Annotated in this window: 23 protein-coding genes; 9 read left to right on the forward strand and 14 right to left on the reverse strand. The window is 50.1% G+C overall.

Annotated elements, in window-relative coordinates; genetic code table 11:
• Positions 1-434: 434 nt before the first annotated feature.
• From ACR02O_RS23825 to ACR02O_RS23865, 9 genes are read left to right on the forward strand one after another with little or no spacing between them, the layout of a single operon-like run.
• Positions 435-884, forward strand: a complete 450-nt coding sequence (locus ACR02O_RS23825; protein WP_444512301.1) for a hypothetical protein — start codon at positions 435-437, stop codon at positions 882-884.
• A gap of 15 nt (positions 885-899) precedes the next feature.
• Complete coding sequence (gene mobH / locus ACR02O_RS23830; RefSeq protein WP_444512302.1) at positions 900-2984, forward strand: MobH family relaxase; 2085 nt, start codon at positions 900-902, stop codon at positions 2982-2984.
• Positions 2984-4828 (forward strand): conjugative transfer system coupling protein TraD, encoded by a 1845-nt coding sequence (gene traD / locus ACR02O_RS23835; protein ID WP_444512303.1) that lies wholly within the window; start codon positions 2984-2986, stop codon positions 4826-4828. The genes mobH and traD overlap by 1 nt, the downstream gene beginning before the upstream one ends.
• A complete protein-coding gene (locus tag ACR02O_RS23840) occupies positions 4806-5204 on the forward strand; it encodes a hypothetical protein (protein ID WP_157199239.1) in 399 nt (132 codons plus the stop codon). The genes traD and ACR02O_RS23840 overlap by 23 nt, the downstream gene beginning before the upstream one ends.
• A 2-nt stretch (positions 5205-5206) precedes the next feature.
• Positions 5207-5839 carry an IncC plasmid conjugative DNA transfer DtrJ family protein gene (locus ACR02O_RS23845; protein WP_444512304.1) on the forward strand — a complete coding sequence of 211 codons (633 nt, stop codon included), beginning with the start codon at positions 5207-5209 and terminating at the stop codon, positions 5837-5839.
• A gap of 14 nt (positions 5840-5853) precedes the next feature.
• Positions 5854-6345, forward strand: a complete 492-nt coding sequence (locus ACR02O_RS23850; RefSeq protein ID WP_444512305.1) for a thermonuclease family protein — start codon at positions 5854-5856, stop codon at positions 6343-6345.
• Positions 6346-6377: 32 nt separating this feature from the next.
• A complete protein-coding gene (locus tag ACR02O_RS23855; RefSeq protein WP_494523499.1) occupies positions 6378-6704 on the forward strand; it encodes a hypothetical protein in 327 nt (108 codons plus the stop codon).
• A gap of 17 nt (positions 6705-6721) precedes the next feature.
• Positions 6722-8134, forward strand: a complete 1413-nt coding sequence (locus tag ACR02O_RS23860; protein ID WP_444512307.1) for an MBOAT family O-acyltransferase — start codon at positions 6722-6724, stop codon at positions 8132-8134.
• The gene (locus tag ACR02O_RS23865; RefSeq protein WP_444512308.1) at positions 8106-9143 is read left to right on the forward strand and encodes a hypothetical protein; all 1038 of its coding nucleotides are present in this window, start codon (positions 8106-8108) and stop codon (positions 9141-9143) included. The genes ACR02O_RS23860 and ACR02O_RS23865 overlap by 29 nt, the downstream gene beginning before the upstream one ends.
• 195 nt (positions 9144-9338) lie before the next feature.
• On the opposite strand, the gene ACR02O_RS23870 is transcribed toward ACR02O_RS23865, so the two are convergent.
• From ACR02O_RS23870 to ACR02O_RS23935, 14 genes are all read right to left on the reverse strand, one after another.
• Positions 9339-9755, reverse strand: a complete 417-nt coding sequence (locus tag ACR02O_RS23870) for a PIN domain-containing protein (RefSeq protein WP_494523500.1) — start codon at positions 9753-9755, stop codon at positions 9339-9341.
• A 337-nt stretch (positions 9756-10092) separates the two neighbouring features.
• Complete coding sequence (locus tag ACR02O_RS23875; RefSeq protein WP_444512310.1) at positions 10093-10596, reverse strand: DUF2199 domain-containing protein; 504 nt, start codon at positions 10594-10596, stop codon at positions 10093-10095.
• 485 nt (positions 10597-11081) lie between these two features.
• Complete coding sequence (locus ACR02O_RS23880; protein ID WP_444512311.1) at positions 11082-11546, reverse strand: hypothetical protein; 465 nt, start codon at positions 11544-11546, stop codon at positions 11082-11084.
• 455 nt (positions 11547-12001) lie between these two features.
• On the reverse strand, positions 12002-12406 hold the full coding sequence (locus ACR02O_RS23885) for a hypothetical protein (protein ID WP_494523501.1): 405 nt from the start codon (positions 12404-12406) through the stop codon (positions 12002-12004).
• Between the two features lie 143 nt (positions 12407-12549).
• Entirely contained in the window at positions 12550-12831 is a 282-nt protein-coding gene (locus ACR02O_RS23890; RefSeq protein ID WP_444512313.1) for a hypothetical protein, read from the reverse strand.
• Positions 12832-12935: 104 nt separating this feature from the next.
• On the reverse strand, positions 12936-13463 hold the full coding sequence (locus tag ACR02O_RS23895) for a DMP19 family protein (protein WP_444512314.1): 528 nt from the start codon (positions 13461-13463) through the stop codon (positions 12936-12938).
• Between the two features lie 74 nt (positions 13464-13537).
• Entirely contained in the window at positions 13538-14137 is a 600-nt protein-coding gene (locus ACR02O_RS23900) for a hypothetical protein (RefSeq protein ID WP_444512315.1), read from the reverse strand.
• Positions 14138-14237: 100 nt separating this feature from the next.
• Entirely contained in the window at positions 14238-14684 is a 447-nt protein-coding gene (locus ACR02O_RS23905) for a DUF7832 domain-containing protein (RefSeq protein WP_444512316.1), read from the reverse strand.
• Between the two features lie 34 nt (positions 14685-14718).
• A complete protein-coding gene (locus ACR02O_RS23910; RefSeq protein WP_444512317.1) occupies positions 14719-15177 on the reverse strand; it encodes a DUF695 domain-containing protein in 459 nt (152 codons plus the stop codon).
• Between the two features lie 90 nt (positions 15178-15267).
• A complete protein-coding gene (locus ACR02O_RS23915; protein ID WP_444512318.1) occupies positions 15268-15891 on the reverse strand; it encodes a tetratricopeptide repeat protein in 624 nt (207 codons plus the stop codon).
• A gap of 76 nt (positions 15892-15967) precedes the next feature.
• Positions 15968-16324 carry a hypothetical protein gene (locus tag ACR02O_RS23920; RefSeq protein WP_444512319.1) on the reverse strand — a complete coding sequence of 119 codons (357 nt, stop codon included), beginning with the start codon at positions 16322-16324 and terminating at the stop codon, positions 15968-15970.
• A gap of 76 nt (positions 16325-16400) precedes the next feature.
• Positions 16401-16799, reverse strand: coding sequence for a hypothetical protein (locus tag ACR02O_RS23925; RefSeq protein WP_444512320.1), 399 nt, complete (start codon positions 16797-16799; stop codon positions 16401-16403).
• Between the two features lie 127 nt (positions 16800-16926).
• Positions 16927-17403 carry a DUF4262 domain-containing protein gene (locus ACR02O_RS23930; protein WP_444512321.1) on the reverse strand — a complete coding sequence of 159 codons (477 nt, stop codon included), beginning with the start codon at positions 17401-17403 and terminating at the stop codon, positions 16927-16929.
• Positions 17404-17425: 22 nt separating this feature from the next.
• Positions 17426-17881 carry a hypothetical protein gene (locus tag ACR02O_RS23935; protein WP_444512322.1) on the reverse strand — a complete coding sequence of 152 codons (456 nt, stop codon included), beginning with the start codon at positions 17879-17881 and terminating at the stop codon, positions 17426-17428.
• Positions 17882-17968: the final 87 nt, after the last annotated feature.

Here is a 17968-nt window from a genome sequence, read left to right on the forward strand (position 1 = left end):
ATCAACTGCGCTGCCACATTAATTGGTTCACAAGCGTGCACCATTAATAAATCTATCGATATATCAATTACTAAGCAAGAAATGACACCGTCTTTGTGCCAATAATCTGGTGTTCTCCAAGGCAGAACCATCGCAAATTTGATCTAAACCACCACGCTGCACCATTATAGTTTTCCACCATGAAGACCCATATTTATAAAATGGGGCAAGCGCGTTGAAAAAAACAATGTGTCAATACCGCGGACAAATTGATAATGTGTATAGCCGGCTGAATTATGCCGGCGAGAATGGACCGCAACAGAAAATGTGGGCGCACTCCGTGCAATGGGTAGCGAGAACACCCGCTGGCAAAGTGCATTTCAGATGCATTTAGCCAGCGGGTTCAAAATTCGGAATGCGATATGCTGACCTGACCCTAACCAGAGGACAGGCCAATGCGGACATCCATAATCTTACTTTTACCTTTCATGGCCGGTTGCGCCCAGGCGCCTATCGATCCAGCCACTTCGCAGCAAGTCATCACATCGATAACCGGCGCCGGACCTCGCCACGACTGGCAGCTTGGAATGGACGCTTTTGCCTCCGAGACTGGCGGGGCGGCGGTACGACAATCGTCGGTGGAGCATGTGGTCACCCGTAAACCAGATGCCCCAGCCGGCACGGTGGCAGATGCGAGTGGGTTCGTAACGCTGCCATTGGCCGAAGCGGACGCGGCCTCAGCCCAATCCGGTACTCAGTCGAGCGCAGACGAGATCGAAAGAGCTTGGCGAAAATACTGCCTGCATAAGCTGGACATGACTGATCGCGATCACGAGATTATTCGCACCACCACCATGCCGGCCAGACTGAAAGCGTCATGCAATCCAAAAAGCTTGAAGAAATAAACGGGTTTATCGGCGATGTTAGCGAAATTGCTCAATACGATATTGCGGATTACTGAACCTGATGAAGAGGTACCTCGATATCCACCATTCGCCAAAGGGCTTCCGGCCATCCCCGCAATTAAAATCCTAGAGTCTCAAGACGAATTAATTAAAAAAATCAAACACTATTTAGGTGTCACCGACCATGAATATCAAGGGCGGGTATACCCCTTAATATTCAATTACGCGCGATTTGTGCATTTGTTACCTGCGTCGGAAAAGCATCACCACCGGGGCGCCGGCGGGTTATTCCGTCATGGCCTAGAGGTCGGTTTTGAAGCTGTTTATAAATCCCATGGCGTGCTGTACGGCATGGATGAAAACCCAGGTAGACGAAAACAACTGACGCCACGCTGGCGATTGGCGATATTCATTGCCGGTATGTTGCATGATTTAGGCAAGCCGGTCACCGACGTTGAAATTAAATCCGAGGATGGCGCTCATACCTGCAATATAGTGGGGGACGATATTGAAACCTGGGCGAGGAAGCGCAAAATCCAACGGTATTATCTGAGCTGGCGAGTCAATCGGAATGGTGACCATGAAATTGTTTCACCGACTTTAATCAATAAGGTCATCACACCCGAAGTTCAGGAGTATTTAAATGAATACGGGCCGGCTATCTACAAAGAAATGCTGCTCACAATTGCCGGCACCTCGCACAACTCAAAGATGTACTCACTGGTAATGGATGCCGACTACCTCAGCGTAGAGAAAGACCTTAAAAATAACTGCATACCCATTGACCCCTCGATAGGCGCACCGATTGAATGGTTCATATTAGACGCCATGCGGCAACAGATTAAAAACGGAGCGTGGACCGATAATGCCAAAGGAGCGGTGGTTTGGCGTCTAAAAGAAGGCACCTTTATCCTGTGGGATGAAGCGGCCGAAGATATTAGCCGTTTGATCACGAAAAGCAATATTCCTGGAATACCAAAACACCCGGATACGCTAGCCGATATTCTGATCGATCGCCAGCTTGCCGTCCCATACCGTTTGAATCCGCAAACCGTCAGGCGCTACTGGACCATAAAGCCTAGCAGCATGGACCGGCCGCTTAGGGGGCTCAGGTTGACGGATCCGATGAACGTGTACACCGACTCACTGCCGTTGATCGTCGACGGACACGTGATTCACATCGAGAACGAGACTGACGGTCAATCCGATGCGGTAGCACAGCATGGTGAGGTGGCCGTAACCCCAACAAATCACGATAGCGCGAACTCAACAGACCCTGATCTGACGAACGCGGAATCTGAACCAGAAATACCGTCCGGAGGTGTCGAGGAAATAGAGACCCCGATAAAGGCTCAACCGGCAACACCGCCCTCGGCGCCAACAAATCATTCCCAACCGAGTCCGGCCAGTCCTGCGCCGAACGCAGAGGACAATAGCAAGGTCAATACCGCGGAGGCCAAAGCCGCCAGACAGTGGTTGGCCTCAAAACACGCGGCCGGCGCCTTGTTGATGCAAAGTCTTGACGCGATATCCGCGGAATATTTTCAAATTCAACCGAATGGTCGGGTCTTGATGTTGCATCTCAATATCGCAGCGGCATTGGACCAAAAGCCCATCAATATCATCACGACAATAGACGCTGCCGGCATGATCGAAGTCGATCCGCGCAAACCCATGGTCAAGGTTACCGAACTGGGCGGCGTCAAGGGCGTATTGCTGAACAAAGAAACCAGCCGATACCTAACGGTATTGATCCAAAACGCCGAAACGCCGCCTGCTCCCCCAGCACCGCCTCAACTCGCCGTCACCGCTCCGGATGCCAGCCGCCCAACACCAAGTCACGGACAATCCCAGGGAGCGCATACAGCGCAACGCAATGCGACCCATGAGATTGAGCAACTCATAAAAGCGATTAAAGCATTCGAACTGCCGCTTGCAGTCGATCAAACGGATGATAGCTTGATCGTCGATATGGTGTTACTGAGAGCATATATCGAGGAACGGCAGTTATTCGAAATTAAACAGTTATTGCGATATGCCTTCGACCGACCGGATATTTCGATCGATAGCACCAATAAAAAATTCATCGTTAAAAAGTAATGAAAGACGAATATGACTATCAATTACCCTGGCGGCCCAATTACGAAATTACGGCCATTGTGGTCTGGATCGCCTTTGGTCTTGTGGCGTATTTGATGTATCGGTTTTCGGGATTACCGAGCGAGCCTTTTACAGGTCTTATGTTGGCGTGCGTCTTCATGGCGGTCAAGCGCGTGCCGGCATCGGCCGGGGTGTGGTATCGAAAACACCGGCTGAATTACTTCAAATTTCAGCGGTTCAATGTCGCTAGTCTGGCCGGTATTGTTCGGCGCCACCCGGATCAATGGTGGTTGGGCTGGGGATTCGAGTGGAACCAAAAGCACGCCCAATTGGCTTACGACATCCAAAAGCGCGATTTAACCGGGTTAATCCCGGTCAATCATGATCGGATGGGGGCGACATGGATCCATGGGCTAGGGTTAACCGAGGATTACATTCGGCAAGCGATCTCGCACAGTGCCGGCCACACCTTGATCGTTGGTACCACTGGTGCCGGAAAGACCCGCTTGTTCGACATCTTGGTGACACAGGCGGTGCTGCGCAACGAAGCCGTGATTATCATCGATCCCAAAGGCGACAAAGATCTGAAATGGTGCGCCGAACGCGCGTGCCGACTTTCGCGGAACCCGGACCGGTTTGTCTATTTCCACCCGGCTTTTCCGGACGAAAGCGTCCGTATCGATCCGTTAAAGAATTTCAACCGCTCGTCCGAGTTGGCCAGCCGAATTGCCGCGGTCAGTCCTGGTGAATCCGGTTCGGATCCGTTCAAGGCCTTTGGGCAAAAAGCCTTGGATAACATCGTCCAAGGCCTGTTTGCGGCCGAAGAACAACCGTCCCTGGTGAAGTTACGGACTTACCTGGAAGGCGGTCCGGTGCCGTTGGTGATTAAGGCCTTGGTGCGATATTTCGACAAGGTGCTCCAATTCGATTGGCGCAGTAGTATCGGAATGAAAAGAATGGATCTGAACGATAAAACTGCGCAGTTGCTGGTCAAATTTTACCGGGAGCGAGTCCAGCAGGAACGGCAGAACACCGACCTGGAGGGGCTGATTTCCATGTTCGAACACGACCGCACGCATTTCAGCAAAATGATCGCCTCCTTATTGCCGCTGATGAATATGCTGACCTCCGGCAGCTTAGGCGCATTGCTGTCGCCGGACCAAAGCGACTCGAACGATACACGGGCAATTACCGACGCGGCCGAAATCATTAAAGGCGCTAAAGTCGCATACATCGGTCTGGATTCCTTATCGGACAGCATGGTCGGCAGTGCTATAGGCTCCATTCTGTTGGCCGATCTGGCGGCTGTCGCCGGCGACCGGTACAACCACGGCGTCGATAACCGGCCGGTCAATATTTTTGTCGATGAAGCGGCCGAAGTGATTAACGACCCGTGCATCCAGCTCTTGAATAAAGGCCGCGGCGCACAATTCCGGTTGTTTATTGCCACCCAAACCTTTGCGGACTTTTCGGCCCGACTGGGTTCCGAAGCCAAGGCCAGACAAATACTGGCCAACCTCAACAACTTGATCGCGCTCCGGGTGATGGACGCCGAGACCCAGACCTATATCACCGACAATCTGCCCAAAACCCGATTGAAGTACATCATGAGAACACAGGGAGTTTCTACCCATTCAGCGAATCCAGCGGTATTTTCCGGAAATATCGGCGAGCGATTAATGGAGGAAGAGGGCGACTTATTCGCCCCGCAGTTATTAGGCCAATTGCCTGATCTACATTACATCGCCAAATTGTCTGGCGGCCGCATCGTCAAGGGCCGTCTGCCAATACTGATCTCTGACCTGGACAAGGAAAAAACCCATGCCTCGCAAAAAAATGCGTAAACCAAAACAAACCGCGGAAGAAATCATGCTGAATCGATGGCGCAAATTAAACCCCACCGAGAATCGAGATTTGCAAATACTGGAATTGGATTGGCCGGTTGCGATCGACATTCTCCAAGCGGCGATCAAGATCATGACCGATCATCACCATAAGGCAGATCAGTTGGAGGACGTGATCACGCAACTGATGTCTCAGGTACTGATCGCTTACGCGCAGGCATCCAGGCAGCATCATACGGACGATGCATATCGTCTGCTCCGGACGGTCGAATCGATTCAGCGCTTTTTGCTCCACAGGTATGTAATGGACGTATCGATTGAGGCCTTGGTGACCAACCCCAGGGTTGTCGCCTTGATCCAGCGAGCAGCGGCGTAATTATGACCAAGAGCCTCATTGTCACCTTGATCTTGTGGGCGGCCGAAGTATTTTTGATTGCGGTATTGGTGTCTGACCAATGGTTAACCAATATGCAAGATGCCGAAGACCGGATGATCATCGAATATCTGGGCGCTGACAACGATCGGCGGATTCGGGATGAAGCCAATGCGGTATTCAACGCCATGCTGGTGGAAACCGGGATTCAACGTAACGTGTACCATTTTTTCATCCCCACCGTTGCCGAGCGCGAGAAATCGGTTGGGTTTGAACATTTCGGGCAGACCGATTATTTCCCCCTCGTCCAAAGCAAATTGGACGTGCTATTCGGGACGTTTTACCAATCGTTGCGGCGTTTTTTCTTACTGTTGTCCTGGTGGCCGTTTTTAATCGCCGTCGCCATACCCAGTGCGGTAGACGGCTTGGTGCAACGCAAAATCAAGCAATCCAACTTCGATTATTCCAGCCCGTTGGCGCACCGGTATAGCTTCTACACCGTCATCGGCATTATCTACTTGCTGCTGCTCGGCTTGACCTTCCCATTTCCGATCCCGCCGCAGGCGATGCCGATGGCCTGTGTCGGCATCGCCTTTGCGATGAACGTCTATTTTGCTCACACCCAGAAACGGGTATAACCAGGAGAACCTGTATGAATCCATCCGGACAGACCGGCCGCTTAGTAGTCCTGTTAAGTCTGCTTCTTCTAGCAGGTACCGCTCAGGCACAGAGACTGGTTGGTGTCGTAATAGGCGTGCACGACGGCGACACGCTGACCTTGCTTACCGACGACCGGCAGACCTTAAAAGTGCGCTTGGCCAAGATCGATGCGCCTGAACTCAGTCAAGCCTATGGTCAGGCCGCCAAACACGGACTATCCGACACCACCTACCGCCGCCGAGTTACGGTCGAATATACCCAGCAAGACCGCTACGGCCGCCTTATTGGCCACGTCGACGTGGGCGGTCAGGACGTTAACTTGGCACAAGTAGCCAAGGGCTTGGCCTGGGTGTATCGGCAATACAGCAATGATCCGGTATTTCTTCAAGCCGAGCGCACCGCTCAAGCTAGTCACCTCGGGTTATGGCAAGATCCAAATCCTATTGCCCCTTGGGAATTTAGACACGCCGAGGATGCAAGATGAAGATGGCGAAAGCGAATCCGGCAGACCTCGATATGGCCCTTGAACTGGTGTACGCGTTGGAGGCCATCAGTAGCCGATACGGCGCCACCATGCCCGAGAAAATCGCCAAACCACAAGACGATGAAGACGACACCGAACCCTTTTCTGTTGATGACAGTGAGAATTGCCGGCGTGTGTGCGAATACCTGATTCGCTTGGCACGCAGCGCGTCCTTGTTCCGCGTCGTCATGGGAATGACCGTGTTGCTGGATCCGACAAACAAGGTCGTGGACCCCACAGCCAGCACATTGGAGCATCACCCCGACACGCTAGCCGCACTGGCGGCAATGGCCAAGTCTGCGTCGGACGGCACGGAATAACCGAGGGCGACGTCGACGTGCTGTTTACCGCCCCCGAATTCATGTACCTGTTTCTGCCGGCGACCGTGCTGTTGTGGTGGTGGCTCATGTCGCGACACTACGGAGAGATCGCACAATGGTTCATCGTCGGCTGCTCGGTGCTGTTCTATGCAGCATGGAGCGCCGAGTACGCCTTGCTCTTGGTCGTCAACGCCTTACTGAATTTCTATTGGGGCAAACGGATTGCCGTCACTCACTCCAAAATCAGGTTAGTCTTGGGCGTTGTGTACAACCTGGGGCTTCTGGCCTACTTCAAATACGCCGATTTTCTGATCGAGACCAGCAACGCGCTGACCGGTAGCCAATGGCCGTTGCTGCAGGTGATCCTGCCGCTCGGAATCTCGTTTTTCACCTTTCAGGCGATTGCCTATTTAGTCGATTGTGCCAAAGGCCGGGTCGATGATTTCGATCTTGGCCGTTTTGCGTTTTCCATTTCGTTTTTTCCGCATCTGATTGCCGGCCCGATCCTGCATTATTCCGACATCATGCCGCAGCTCCGGCAAGGCATCCGCTTCGATCCGGAACGCATGACCAAAGGCTTGTTCCTGTTTGCGGCCGGACTGTGCAAAAAGACCGTGATCGCCGATCGCCTGGCGGCCGTGGTGGATCCCTTGTTTGGACTCAGCGATCAGCTCACCGTGTGCGAGGCCTGGGTAGCGGCCGTGGGGTATGGCTTGCAAATCTACTTCGACTTCTCGGGCTACTGCGACATGGCCATCGGCGTCGGATTGATGTTCGGACTCGTGCTCCCGCAAAACTTCGCTTCGCCGTATCAAGCCGGTACGATCGCCGACTTCTGGAAGCGCTGGCATATCACGCTCTCGCGGTTTCTGCGCGACTATCTGTACATCCCCTTGGGCGGTAATCGGCAAGGCTTTTATCGTGGATTGTGGGCCGCGGCCATCACGATGCTACTAGGCGGCTTATGGCATGGTGCCGCATGGACTTTCGTCGCCTGGGGAGCGATGCACGGCGCCATGATCGCGCTTTATCGGCTATGGACCAAGACCGGTTATACGATGCCGAGTTATCTGGCCAGAACCTTGACCTTGCTTGGAGTGTTTTTCGCCTGGGTGCTATTCCGGGCGGCGAGTATTGACCAGGCACTAGACATCTGGCAGGCGATGTTGGGACTCAACGGGATATCGGTGCCGGTCATGCTCGCCGGCTGGTTCGGGTCCGAGACGGTTCCGATATCGGGGTTGGTCAACGGCCTGGACATGCTCGCCATCGGCTTCCTACTGGCGATTTGTCTACGCTACCGTAATGCACAAGCGCAACTCGACACTTTCACCCCGGATCTGAAGGCACTCGCGACGTTTGCCGGTTTATTCTTCGCCGGCACCTGGCTATCGGCAGCCCATGAAAGCTTCATCTACTGGTCGTTCTAATTTCGGCCATTTCTGGCGTGCGGCTTTGGCCGTGAGCGTGTTGATTGGCGGGGCGATGCCGGTGTGGAATTGGCTGGTGAATCCCTACCAAGTGTTCGATGTCGACCAAGGCATCGGCGAACCTTACACGTCGCCGGCGACCAACGAGCGTTACCGCAAAGTGAGCCATCTGTTGAATCAGATATCGGCGCCGGATCCGGAGCAGCCGATTGATTGCCTTCTGGTCGGGTCATCGGTGATGGGCTTGCTCGACCCACGGCTATTGGCGCAGTATTTCCCTGAAGGCCGGTGTTACAACCTGGCATTCTTGGCGGGGCGGCCGGGTGAGATCCTAGCCACGTTAAAAGCACTGATCGCGCAAGGACTGCCGCTTAAGCACATCGTCTACGGATTGGAGCCGTTCGCCTTTTCCGACCCGGTAAACCACGGCCCAGCCAATCGATTGCATCCGGTCGTGACCGGCGAATCGCGCTGGAAATTCTATTTGAATTACCTGTTCGAACCCAGCCTTGGCGATGGGATAGGGTATCTGTTCGACGCCTTAAACCACGCCATTTCCGTTAGATACGATATAGACCATACCGGCCGGTATCAGTTGGTCCGGTACGAGACGGAAATACAGAGAAACGAAACTAAATTCGTCAACAGACAATTCGAGCAGGGTAGGGGACCCAAGTCTGTCTCGCCTTGGATAATGACGCGATTCGACGAGTTTAAATCGCTGGTGGAGTTTCTAAATAGCCAACAGATCGAAGCTCATTATTATTTGAACCCGCTACATCCGAGTATTGCGAAAGTCTACGGGACATCGGAATTGGAGGAGTTCAAAACCCGGATTTCGAGTAGAACAGGTGGCCGGAATATTCCCGACTGCTCACTCTTGCTGAGTGAAAACGCGAATATCCGATTTTACGATTACAAGCATTTTCGGGCGACGGAATCGACAACGGTGTTGATTTGTGCGTTAGGAAATGGCTCAAGTCAAAGTCGACAGCAAAGTGGCAGGTGATCGACAGACTTATTTGCACAGTTGAAAAGATAACAGTAAATATCGACTGGACCACGACAGACCAACGACGCGAAAAACCCGTCATTCGGAGCTGGGGACGTGCGGCTAGCTTTTACAGAAACCTCGCTTGCGGTTGAAGCTTCGGCCTAGGAACCCACCGAATCATCTTCCTTTGGGGGAGGCTGCGAAAGCTCTTTAGTTAGGAAGAGAAGGTAAAAACGGATTGTTAATGACTAACGAGCCAATAGCTTGACCATGTTGCATGTCTTCCGAATACAATATTGAGCACCCGGCGTCCAGCGCCGCGCTGACAATCATGCTGTCATACAACGAAAAACCAAATTGTTCGGCAATCGCCAAACCTTGTTCGTGGATGCTGACGCTCAAAGCTTGAGTTTCAAAGATACTTCGGATAATCGACAAGGTTTCGCGGATTTCGACAAACGTCATCTTCAGCTTGCGCGACGCTACCGACGCAAATTCATTCAGCACCTGCACATTGATTACTCCGCCGAAGGCGATAATCTCTTCGGCGCGGTCTGCTTTTTGATTGTCCTCAGACAGTAAATACAGCAAGACGTTGGTATCGAGAAACGGCTTAGCGGTTTTCATTCGCTTCCAGGCGGTCAAACTTAAAATCAGCGGGTAGGCGCCCACGAAATTGATGCAATTTTGCGAAACAACCTTCTACTTGCACACTTGTAACTGTCCGTAATGAACACTACTTGTTTTTTCAGTTGCACACCAATTGCATTTAACTGCACGATTAACAAATTTAATCTTTCCGGTCTTTAACGAGCCAGAGCAGTTGAGAAACCAAATGATACGCACTGAAGCAATGGCAGGTGATCAGTCTGGGGCACGTTCGTCGAAAAAGGACAGAAGGTTGGAGCAAACCTACAAGCGCAACTTGCAGGCGGTCCGGTTGACGGAAGTGTTGGACGTCGCGCTAACCATGCAGACAAACTTCGACGATTTGCTGAACACGAGCCATTGTGATGCCATGCTGCTGTTCAAGTGACAGCGGATGATCGGAGGGCTCCAGAACAATGTTGGGGCGCTCGCCAACAGGCATGGTTTGGACGCTGGTCTTGAGACTCAACGTGGTGGGTTCATAGGGCAATTCACTTTGTAGCCACCCGAAATATGGCTGCTCAGTTTTTTCGCGGCCTTCTCTATGCCAGAGTTTGCACGCACGAAGGAAGTTCTTCTCGCTCAGCGAGACCCACGCAAGCCAAATGAACGGTCCAGGCCCATCAATGACCGGGAGCATAATGCGACCGAGGACAAAGAAGTGCTTGTCATCCAATATACATTGGTCGGAGTTGAGTTCGCCGCGAGCATTGCGCTCAGCCTCCGGCAGAGAAAGCCAGAGTTCGGGAGCGCTAGCACTGAAACACATGGGCAGTTCATCGTGATACTGCTTGCAAGTGGTGCAAACGAAGCCTGTCATTGAAACACCCAACGCCAAGCGAAGTTGCGCGGAGCCGTATCGCGGCTGAGCGTCCCTTTGAGCGACTTGTTAGACTGCGCGCTCAACGCAATGAGCCCCAAAATAAAAATAAAAAGCCAGCCAAAATTAAGGCCGCGCCATACATGGGCAACCATCTCCCAGAATTAGCATACATAGCTTCCACCTTGTTTTCGGCCTCGACATGACCATGAGAGCGCCAGTTTTGAGTATTGCGCAGATTGTCTTGTTTCTATGGATTGCCAATAATCACTGCGCGGCGTGTACCAGAATGCAGCGCCAATTGAGGCAAGGGTAATTTCCGTCGTCATGCAGTCTATGTTTCGTAAAATTTCGATTATGAAATCCATTGAATCTTCTGGATGAGATAAGAGAGTTCGATCACTCTAACGCATAGCTAACCTTTGCTGCCCGGATTTATCGCGCAGGGTCCAGCGACTCTGAAGAGGTCCAGGCTGAGTGCCGGGTTAGAAACTCTCTGTTCTTGCACTTTTGGATTCCTTTCTTGGATTATGCGGCCCGCAGTAACCGTGCCCGGAAACAGTATGATTTTTCTTCATATCGTCTGCAATATTCACCACGAGCTTGAAAAGACTACCCCACGTTGCGATTGTAATGTGCTTTCCGGAAGGCGGTTCAGGCTTGAAATCAAGCTCGACGGTCACGGATGCTAACCAGTTTTCCGGAATGCCCTCTGCATAAAGATGCTTTTTCAGGAGTGAGTGGTAGCCACAAATAAGCTTTGAAAATTCTAAACTCACTGGAATTATTGATTTCGCAAGAAGATCAATGCGAACTACTTGCACGCCATTTTGTTGCGCAAGAAGACGAAGTTTTCCAATACCCCAATAGCCGCCTACATCGTTGTTGCGGCTTATGAACGAACCATACAACCCGGATGCAATGTTTTTGAATTGTTTCCGTCGTGCCATGGTGAGCCTCTAACGTGGAGCAAATCCAACGCCCGTCAAGTCGGTCGCGTTAAGCGCAGGATTAAGCGTTAGAATCCGTACAGTGAACGGATTCACAACAAACCTCCACGAGCTGCGCGATCTCTATCTCTAAGTAAGGCGACCCATTCATCGCTTGAATCAACCAAGCAATCGGCCAATGGCCAGCCTGGCGCGGATTCGATTAGATGAAGTATTGACCACGCCAAACCAAAACAACCAGGCCCAAACAGTTTGACCAGAGCGCGAGCCTCTTCATTTGGCACCGGCTTGGTTACGGAAAGAAGCAATGCCTCCACTTGACGCAGATGCTCTACCGACGCCTCAGGCTCGGGCGGCAGTGGACCTAGCAGAACGAGGCGATTAATCTCAGGACGCATAGATCATCTCATCCAACGAAAACCACAAAGCGATTTTTGGTCGGGTAAAGCTCCGTGTTATGCGCTTTGCCAAATATTAAACCTGATGACGTCCTTATGTATGCCATATACCATAGCGACTTTTGATTTTTCGTTGAAATAGTAGTCCATCCATCCGTTATTCATTCTTAACTCCCAGTCTTCCTTGTTGCCATATCTTTCCAGGTAGAGGCTGATTTTTCTTTTCTTACTAAACTTCCATCTTCTGCCCAGCGGGTCGTTATACCAAACAGACTTAACAAAAGCATTTTCTTCATATATTGCCATTTCAAACTCAGGTGTATTTATACGATAAGAAATATCTTCACCAGTTTTTTCTATTTCCGGCATACCTAATGTGCTCAATATCTCCAAGCCTCCTTCTATTGAAATGCCTAGAGGTATTACAGGAGTGTATAACTTCTTTGGGAGAATAATGTTCATTTTTGTTAATTGTGCTTAAAGTAGAGCTAACCCGGCGCGGTACGGAAAGCTGAAAAAGCATAACGGCATCGTAACCGCACTCCGGTTGAGCGACATGTTATACCTTTGATTTATCCTGGAACCCGTATCCATAAAAAATATTATTACCAAGGGATTATAAAGTGATAAAAATCGCCAAAACTTTGCATTGCTTTAGACGCTGAAGTTTTAATTGATCTGCCTTTAAATAACCAAAAAGTGAAAATAGGAATAAACAGTGCAACAAAAACCAATATTTCAATTGCATAAAAACCGAAAAAATAAATAGCGGTATTTATCCCACCAAAATATCCTCCAGTTAACGCAAGGATGGAAACCATGGCATTAACTATAATTAGATATTTAAGCTTTAACTTTGCACTTAAAATTAGTTCTTTGTTTTCCATCTCGCAACATGTCCTTAACTTGCATAACGTAGAAGTATGAGGCAGCGGACGCATCGCATTGAAAACGCGGCACGACGCTTCCGCCCGTCCGCACCAATGCGTTATTAAATGGCACGAACTGATTGACCTGCGCCGTGAGGAACAAGGAAAAAATTTTCATATTTTTGAACATAGCCTCTCTCTAATTTTGCCAGCGGCTCTGGATAAGCGAGAAAAGCCTTGTCTAAATTTTCCAGAATATCTTCTTGCTCGGGACCCCATGAATCCATTTGTTTCTCCCGTTGAGCTTGATCTGTGGGTGGTTGACTATTGGGAAATAGCTCAAGCGCTTTTTCAACAATAGATGCGACTTGAGATGCGCCCATAGCGCGCAATGCAGAGGGTGTTGCGGCTGCAATATTGCCACTTAAGTTATGGAAATACTGCTCAAATCCGCCGTTGTTTATTTCCTGTTCCAGTTTGTCGAGACAAAAGACTACTCTTTCTGGATCAGTAAGCGCATCGAAACCGATCGTGGCTTCGCGAGCGTAGACCAGATTGCTCATCGCAATGGCAAAATCGTTGTCGGAAACGTGATTTAGCGCCTCCTGCACAGAATTTGGGATGCGCTCATATATAGGAAGGTTGCTCATTATTGTGCCATTTTAGGTTGAAAATCACCGGACGAAGGCAAGCTATGCTTGCCTTCGTCCGGTGGATTGGAAGGTTAGGCATTTTCACCATAAGTGCCACCATGGCTTAGAGACAGCGGCAAGCACGCCCTCACGAGAGAGCTCAAGAATCTCAAAACTTCCGTCTTCGACCCAGGAATGTCTTCATCGTGCTTGAAGCCGGCATAGGATTTTGCGAGTTCTAGCGGAATCTCAAAAATCCAGTCGACCTCGGCTTTTTTTCCACCTTCAGCGTCTTGCTTCGAGCCATAGTGCACGCGTAAATCTGAAAACAATTCGGGAGGTGCGCCCTCAAAACTGAGGTCTGTAGGTCCGTAATCCCCACCTCTGTGCTGGATGCGCCAGTTTTGTTGACCATCGTTCCATTCAGCAGACGATGAGAACATGACGTGTTCCTCAATCGAGCACGCTATCGCAGTGCAGTTCGACGATACGTGTTGAACGACTACATTGGAGATGAGTTTGTGATCACAACCTTTGGCCACCATCAAATACCAACCCGAATGCAGTTGACGCCCCACGACGAGGGCATGGCCATAGTCACTAAGTTTTCCAGTCGTGCTGAGTCCCAGTTGCTGATGGATAGCTTCAACCGTTTTGCCTTTTATGGCGAGCCACGACAATGCGTACCCCATGGTTTCTCCTATGTCCAACGATAAGGGTAAGTTGACAGCGAAGGCGTAGAGACAATAGCCGCGTAGCTTTTACCGGCCAAATTTACCTGTTGTTTAGGGTTTACCAAAATTTCCACCAAGACTTCCCTTTTCGAGTAGCGATTTTCAGGTTTCCATTTTTGAATTCATTAAACTTGACATCCAGAAAGCTAGCGAGCCGGTCAAAGTCGATACTTTCCCATTCGCCGTAAACAACATTTGGGAAAAAGATACCAAGATCAGCAAGATAACTCTCGTAGTACGCTGATGTGAATTGGTTGCCGACATCATTCAAGTTCCATTCTCCAAATTTCCAATCCATGTACTCATCGAAGTACGTCGCTGCGGATAGTTCCCCCTTCCGAACTTGTTCCAGCACCTCTGAATCTTCCTTCGCAAATTCTTCAGCGATCAGATTTCGTTGAATACACCAACGAACGTAGGCGGCGATATGGGTCGCTGCATTTTCCTCAGGCAGACTTTTTTCAGCGCAAGTATCAGTATGCCAATCAGCTCGATCATAAGACATTTTTTAAACCCTAGCGATAAAGTTCACTCGTTGGTTAGCCATTAGCCCATTGCATGTATGTTTCCCAATTTTTTTCAATAGTAGCAATGCATTGCACGTTATGAGAAGGAATTCCGATTTTTAATTCCTGATGGAAAGATGCAACGTCAATCTCAGGCTTGGTGTAGTAAACAAACTCTTTAAACGTGCCAGTTGTGATTGCTAAAGCTTGAACAGCAGATCCTTTTGATTTCAGCATCTCTAAAACTTTGTCCTCAATGATACTGACAGTCTTATTTTCTTCCGGATCGGGCATTTCACCGTGGCGAGGATTATTTAACGGAATTGCAATTCCAATTTTTAATAAGAGTTCTGATTTACCGACAAACGAACGAAGATTTGCATTTATTCTGACGACGATGGGGCTACCATCATACTCACCCTGAGCGACTTGCCAGTTGTCATCGGCGAACATCATTGATGAATCATGCACTTTCTTAAAAACTCCAAACATTATGTATTTTCCTTTTTGGCACTTGATGGCTAACGCCGAGCCCACCCAACGAAAACTGCATAGGGATTTTTGAACGGGCAAATCGATGCATTATGCGTTTGTAAGCCCAACTAGACTCATTTTTGTTTGTTCATATTTGTCTCCGACTAGCCCTACTGTGGAATGGTAACGAAATCCTGACTCTTCCTGCGCTGCTGCTTCAAGTGCTACCTTTGCATACTGCTGTGCCTCGGAGATGTTTCCTGCGTTTTGCAACAGGATTGCATAGGTGGCGGACCAAATAAAGTGGTCAACTGGAAACATTAATCTGGTCTTGGTCTTTTCCAGGAGAGCAATGCACCCCTGATGATATTCCTTTAGGCCATAAGTCGCGACCAAGTATGGATATTCGAGGTAGGCTCGGGTTTGTAGTTGAGGATACGCAACTTCCCTAGCAAGAGCACATTGATACGCTTGGATTGCTAGATTCAATTGGTCAAGCGATAAATGTGCTTTGGCTTTATCAACCCATGCTTGTGCGCAATCGAAGTGCTCGCCAAGAGCAAAGTACTGATCAAGTAGTTGTAAAGTTATCTCTGGTTGGGATTCGGCAAGTATGCTGGCTTGGATGCGCAGGTATTGACTTTTATCACGCGCACGCTTCAGTTTTGCCGTAAAAGCAACTTCGATAACTCCATCCCACGTATTGTTTCGATACCAGTCGTGGCGGCTCATTTTAGCGACACATCATGTAAATCTAATATGTGGGAGCGATAGCGACCGTCCCGCTTGAGCGTTAAGCTATAAGGTGTTATTGATTCCATTCGTCACCAGTTGATCTGTTATATGGCTTTGGTTTGTCATCTGCCGGCATAGAGAACTTACAGTTACAGCAAGAAAGTTTTTTGATATTTATGAAGCAGGACAAAGCCCATTTGCTAAAAAATCTTTTATCGCAGTTTGGGCACGTCGCCAAAATAACATGGAATGTTATTAACGCCCAAGTGGAATAAGCTCCTATAGAAAATATAAGATCATAATTATTAATGCCGAATCCGACCATTTCAGATATTGCAACTGAAATAAATGCCAATAGTGCAGGGACGCCACAATATTGCAATTTCCGTTTGATTTTCTGTAGCTCTATGAGTTTTTGATCTTTGTTCATTATTATCTCAAGGACTTATAACGTGCTAGGTAACCGACCGCCGCAGCGCGCAGCCTAAAGGCGGTCCGGTTGGGCGTCACTTTATGTAGCCCAAGGCCGCTGTTCTTGGAATGCGCCAAGGATGGAATGCTTGATCGCGATAAGTTGCCACAAACGTGATTGCCTCCTTGAGCGTTCGTGGATAGGGCACTACTTGACTTCCACCCGCCGGACTGGGGATATAGATAGATTGAAAGAGAAAACCATGGGCTGCGAGAAGTTGAATTTTCTTCCATTGCATTGCCTCGGTCTTTTTCGGTGCATGAAACTTGCGGCCCAACATTGTCATTGGCGTTGAGCACTGCGGGCAGAGGCGAACGTCGAGTGAGTGAGGCTTTCGGAACGACTTACGGCATTTGAAGCAAACAAAAGGAAAAAGATAGCGCTGGATGTCACGCTCCTTTGGGAAGTAGGTGTGATGATTAAAGCCGACCATGGGTGCGAATTATTGTGACGCCCAACATCTGAATTCACTGACGCTATCTGGCTTCATCGCGTAGCGTCCGGCGGAATGATAGGTTGGGCAACTGATCCCTGTGGCGAAGCAGTACCTAGAACGTATGTTAGGTGCCATGCCATGTCGCCCCTAATACGGGTTGAATTGACCGAAACGATTCGGATACCGCAGCGTGCCAAGGGAAGAGGCCTTCGCGAGACGACCAAACGACTTGGTATAGTGGGAAGGCGTCACCCTCATAAAACCACCTGCAAAAGCCCACGTTTTCGCGATAGTGGGAAATAGGAACCTCGACAAAACAGCATGAATAGCCCTCCAGCAGTTCTTCTGTGGGAAGCGCGAGATCAATGGGATTGCCGTCTTTTATGGCTTCTGCCGCGCTATGCAGTATTTGATGCGCTACGTTAGCAGGCAGCCCGAAAATGATGAGTTCGGGATGCTGATAAGAGTGAAACAGCCCAACAGTGAACGAGTAAGGGGGCAGTTCGCCTTCAGCCAAAATATTGAGGCAATGCCAACCAAATTTCTCGACATCTTCGAGGAGCTTGGTTTCACCGGGATCTGTGCCAACAGTACGAACCATGTTTTTGGAACCTAACTTAGAGCTAATCGGCGCTGCTCGGCTTTTCGCGCAGCGTGGAGGGTCGGGCGCCTAGTGGCTGACCGCTTCTAGTGATTGCGAAGAGTTCGCCGAGCGTGAGGTTCTCGCTCCAGACGCTCGCGAACGGCAATCCGTAATTTGCCTCCATGTCCTTCGCAAGGGTTTCCACCTCAAGAGCGTCCGGTGTCCAGTGGCTTGGGTAAAGTGCCCGATATATCGACAAGATTTTGTCGTTGGGGCTAAACTTCAACTTCTCCTTGTTTGGGAAAGCAAACGCATCAACAAAGAGCGCCAAGAACTCGCGAATTTCGGCCTTGGGTGCATTGGGGAATGCTTCGCGCCAGCCCTTGCCTTGGCAGCCCCGGCTAGCAAACGGCCCGGGTAAACGACCAGCCGACACGACGCCCCACAGAATGACGGAGGTAACCGCAATCACAAGGACGATGGTTGAGAGAGCCATGGTTTATGACGCCCAACGTAGAGCTAATCGGCGCTGCGCGGCTTTATCGCGCAGCGTCCAGCGACCGAAGGGAGAGAGGTTGAGCGC

The sequence above is a fragment of the Methylomonas sp. PHL2-19 genome (assembly GCF_059331595.1).

What these genes read in the sequence shown, in the direction of transcription:
- ACR02O_RS23935 (WP_444512322.1), bottom strand. Translation starts at nt 17,881, where the DNA reads ATGGCTCTCTCAACCATCGTCCTTGTGATTGCGGTTACCTCCGTCATT.
- ACR02O_RS23905 (WP_444512316.1), bottom strand. Translation starts at nt 14,684, where the DNA reads ATGTCTTATGATCGAGCTGATTGGCATACTGATACTTGCGCTGAAAAA.
- ACR02O_RS23910 (WP_444512317.1), bottom strand. Translation starts at nt 15,177, where the DNA reads ATGTTTGGAGTTTTTAAGAAAGTGCATGATTCATCAATGATGTTCGCC.
- ACR02O_RS23895 (WP_444512314.1), bottom strand. Translation starts at nt 13,463, where the DNA reads ATGAGCAACCTTCCTATATATGAGCGCATCCCAAATTCTGTGCAGGAG.
- ACR02O_RS23915 (WP_444512318.1), bottom strand. Translation starts at nt 15,891, where the DNA reads ATGAGCCGCCACGACTGGTATCGAAACAATACGTGGGATGGAGTTATC.
- ACR02O_RS23855 (WP_494523499.1), top strand. Translation starts at nt 6,378, where the DNA reads ATGGCCCTTGAACTGGTGTACGCGTTGGAGGCCATCAGTAGCCGATAC.
- ACR02O_RS23885 (WP_494523501.1), bottom strand. Translation starts at nt 12,406, where the DNA reads ATGAACATTATTCTCCCAAAGAAGTTATACACTCCTGTAATACCTCTA.
- ACR02O_RS23930 (WP_444512321.1), bottom strand. Translation starts at nt 17,403, where the DNA reads ATGGTTCGTACTGTTGGCACAGATCCCGGTGAAACCAAGCTCCTCGAA.
- ACR02O_RS23920 (WP_444512319.1), bottom strand. Translation starts at nt 16,324, where the DNA reads ATGAACAAAGATCAAAAACTCATAGAGCTACAGAAAATCAAACGGAAA.
- ACR02O_RS23840 (WP_157199239.1), top strand. Translation starts at nt 4,806, where the DNA reads ATGCCTCGCAAAAAAATGCGTAAACCAAAACAAACCGCGGAAGAAATC.
- ACR02O_RS23870 (WP_494523500.1), bottom strand. Translation starts at nt 9,755, where the DNA reads ATGAAAACCGCTAAGCCGTTTCTCGATACCAACGTCTTGCTGTATTTA.
- ACR02O_RS23825 (WP_444512301.1), top strand. Translation starts at nt 435, where the DNA reads ATGCGGACATCCATAATCTTACTTTTACCTTTCATGGCCGGTTGCGCC.
- mobH (WP_444512302.1), top strand. Translation starts at nt 900, where the DNA reads ATGTTAGCGAAATTGCTCAATACGATATTGCGGATTACTGAACCTGAT.
- ACR02O_RS23890 (WP_444512313.1), bottom strand. Translation starts at nt 12,831, where the DNA reads ATGGAAAACAAAGAACTAATTTTAAGTGCAAAGTTAAAGCTTAAATAT.
- ACR02O_RS23845 (WP_444512304.1), top strand. Translation starts at nt 5,207, where the DNA reads ATGACCAAGAGCCTCATTGTCACCTTGATCTTGTGGGCGGCCGAAGTA.
- traD (WP_444512303.1), top strand. Translation starts at nt 2,984, where the DNA reads ATGAAAGACGAATATGACTATCAATTACCCTGGCGGCCCAATTACGAA.
- ACR02O_RS23880 (WP_444512311.1), bottom strand. Translation starts at nt 11,546, where the DNA reads ATGGCACGACGGAAACAATTCAAAAACATTGCATCCGGGTTGTATGGT.
- ACR02O_RS23865 (WP_444512308.1), top strand. Translation starts at nt 8,106, where the DNA reads ATGAAAGCTTCATCTACTGGTCGTTCTAATTTCGGCCATTTCTGGCGT.
- ACR02O_RS23925 (WP_444512320.1), bottom strand. Translation starts at nt 16,799, where the DNA reads ATGGTCGGCTTTAATCATCACACCTACTTCCCAAAGGAGCGTGACATC.
- ACR02O_RS23875 (WP_444512310.1), bottom strand. Translation starts at nt 10,596, where the DNA reads ATGACAGGCTTCGTTTGCACCACTTGCAAGCAGTATCACGATGAACTG.
- ACR02O_RS23850 (WP_444512305.1), top strand. Translation starts at nt 5,854, where the DNA reads ATGAATCCATCCGGACAGACCGGCCGCTTAGTAGTCCTGTTAAGTCTG.
- ACR02O_RS23900 (WP_444512315.1), bottom strand. Translation starts at nt 14,137, where the DNA reads ATGGGGTACGCATTGTCGTGGCTCGCCATAAAAGGCAAAACGGTTGAA.